General features: G+C 67.0%; 2 protein-coding genes and 1 pseudogene. All 3 read left to right on the plus strand.

Features of this window, described 5'->3' with window-relative positions; all coding sequences use genetic code 11:
• Positions 1 to 231 precede the first annotated feature (231 nt).
• Positions 232 to 539, plus strand: a pseudogene (locus ACWD35_RS45340) (transposase); the annotation flags it as partial.
• A 547-nt stretch (positions 540 to 1,086) separates the two neighbouring features.
• Complete coding sequence (locus tag ACWD35_RS45345) at positions 1,087 to 1,905, plus strand: reverse transcriptase domain-containing protein (protein WP_451357156.1); 819 nt, start codon at positions 1,087 to 1,089, stop codon at positions 1,903 to 1,905.
• A 77-nt stretch (positions 1,906 to 1,982) separates the two neighbouring features.
• A complete protein-coding gene (locus tag ACWD35_RS45350; protein ID WP_451357157.1) occupies positions 1,983 to 2,330 on the plus strand; it encodes a hypothetical protein in 348 nt (115 codons plus the stop codon).
• The last annotated feature ends 238 nt before the right edge of the window (positions 2,331 to 2,568 follow it).

Raw genomic sequence — 2,568 nt, forward strand, 5'->3', positions numbered from 1 at the left:
ATCGTCAAGTGCGGAACCTCCCGCTACAACATCTGGAACCGCGACGGGCGTCCACGCGACAGCACCCCGATCACCGCCATCGAGATCACCGTGCATCCACCAGCCCTGCCCAGCACGCAGGACCCGAGCCGGGCCCTGTCCGGTCGCTGGGGCCAGGTCTGCCAGTGAGGCTGATCCTTTGGAGTGGACACCCTGACAATGGATCTTGATGGTCCAGGGAGGGATGTCCAGGTGGGACGCAAGTCTCCGTATCCGGAGGAGTTTAGGAAGGACGCTGTCGCGCTCTACCGCGCCGCGGCCGGGAAACGGACGTACGCAGCGGTGGCCGCGGATCTCGATATCACCGCGGAGTCACTGCAAACGTGGGTCCGCAAGGACGAGGCCCAGGCCACGCCCGGGGGCCGCGACGGCAGCGTCAGTACGGCGGAGGAACTGGCCCGGCTGCGGGCTGAGAACGCCAGGCTACTCAAAGCCGAGCAGGAGTGGCGGCTGGAGCGGGAGATCTTGCGCCGGGCAGCCGCCTATTTCGCTCGGGAGGTGTGCGCCGTGAGGCGCTGATGGTCCGTATGGAGGTGAGAGACCTTCGTCAACTGCCCTGTCGTGGCGGGGTGGTGAAGCTGGGGGCAGCCTGATCCGGGTGATGCCGGGGAGGGTGGCAAGCGGCCCTGACAAAGCCGGGACGTACCAGCACTGCCAGATGGTGCGGGTCCGGCGAGCGAGGTGGAAAGGAGTACGCGAGGAACCGTCGTCATTACGTCCCTCAATGCGAGACCGGCTCGAACCTGGCGGATCAGGGCCGGGAGCGGTGCAGACCCGCCGCCGGAGGCGGCGGGAAACTCCTTGGATGGTTTGTCTCTGCTGTCCGGGAGGCCATGAGGAAGGTCCACGGCGTACTCATGGCGATGCCGCAGGGATGCAGACGGGCTCCTCCTTCACCGAGCGGACCACAGTGAACACGGGAACCATCCGGTTGCAACTTCCGCTGGCGAGCCTCCAGTTCGCGCAACGGGATAGGCGCATCGGCCGCTGAACGGGCCGGGTGGGGCGGAGCCGTTGTAGTACTCCGAGCCGGGGAGAGCCCGGCACATGGGGAAGGACGGCAGCGGAATGCGAGAAGAATTGGAGGCTGCAATGCCGAAAGGGACGGTGCCGAACGGCAGCGTGCCGCTGGAAACGGCCCCGGTGGGGCCGCGCCAGCGGGTATCGGAGATGCAGGCCAAGCTTCACCGTTGGGCGGCGGTCAACAAGGACCGCCGGTTCGACGACTTGTTCAACTTCGTGCACGACCCGGCGACGCTGATCGTGGCGTTCGACCGGGTCGCGGGGAACCGGGGCGCCAACACCGCTGGCATCGACGGCCTCACGGCCACCGAGGTCGAAACACGGGTCGGCGTCCCCGGATTCTTGGACGACCTGCGTGCCCAACTCAAAGGGGGCACGTTCCGGCCGCTTCCGGTGAGGGAGAAGAAGATCCCCAAACCGGGCGGCACGGGAAAGGTGAGGCGACTGGGTATTCCTGTGATCGCTGATCGGGTTGTCCAAGCCGCGCTGAAGCTGGTGCTGGAGCCGGTTTTCGAGGCCGACTTCAAGCCGGTCTCCTATGGCTTCCGGCCCCGGCGGCGGGCCCAGGACGCGATTGCCGAGATCCAGCACATGGGCACCCACGGCTACCGATGGGTGCTGGACGCGGACATCGCGGCGTGTTTCGACGAGATCGACCACGTCGCACTGATGGACCGGGTCCGGGCAAGGATCAAGGACAAGAAGGTCCTGGCTCTGGTGAAGGCGTTCTTGAAAGCCGGGGTCCTCACGGAGCTCGGCGAGCTGAAGGAAACACCTGCCGGGACCCCGCAAGGCGGGATCATCACGCCTCCAACGCAATGGGCAACTTCACCTTCGAAGTGACGCTGCGCTACCGGAGGTTGGAGAAGTTGCCTCGCGGCGAGAGTAGGCAACATCATGACGGGTAGTACGTTCATGACATGGTGCGCGGGGATCGTGTCGACGGTATCGAGTACGCCCGGCGGGTCAACGCTGCCGCGGATCTTCTTGCGACGGAGGTTTCTGTCGCCGAGGCGGCCGCTGTGCTGGCTGCCCGCTATGGGGTATCGGTCCGTCAGGCACACCGGTATGTGGAGCAGGCCGTGGCGCAAGGCCGAGTCGCCGTCCCCGAGGCGAACGTGGTGTTCACCGTCAAGCTGCCCGGGTCGCTGGCCAAGCAGGTCCGAGCACATGCCCGCGCCAACGAGGCCACGCTCTCCGCGGTGGTGGCCCGGGCGCTGGCCGACTACCTCCGTGACGAGGCCGGCGGGCGGCGGCCACCACCGTGAACCGGCCGGTCGTAGAGCTGACGTGGGTCTTCTCCCGGCACACCGCCGCGGAGCTGCAGGCGGCCTACGAGGTGCTGGTGCCCCAGCGCCAGGCCCGGACACAGGGCGTCCAGCAGCAGGAACAGGTGCCGGAAGGAGCGAGCGGTGACCACGGCGGCGATCTACGCGAGGGTGTCCTCGCAGCGGCAGAAGAAGGACCAGACGATTGCCTCGCAGACGGCCGCGCTGCGCGCGTACA

This window comes from Streptomyces sp. NPDC002671 (assembly GCF_053592475.1).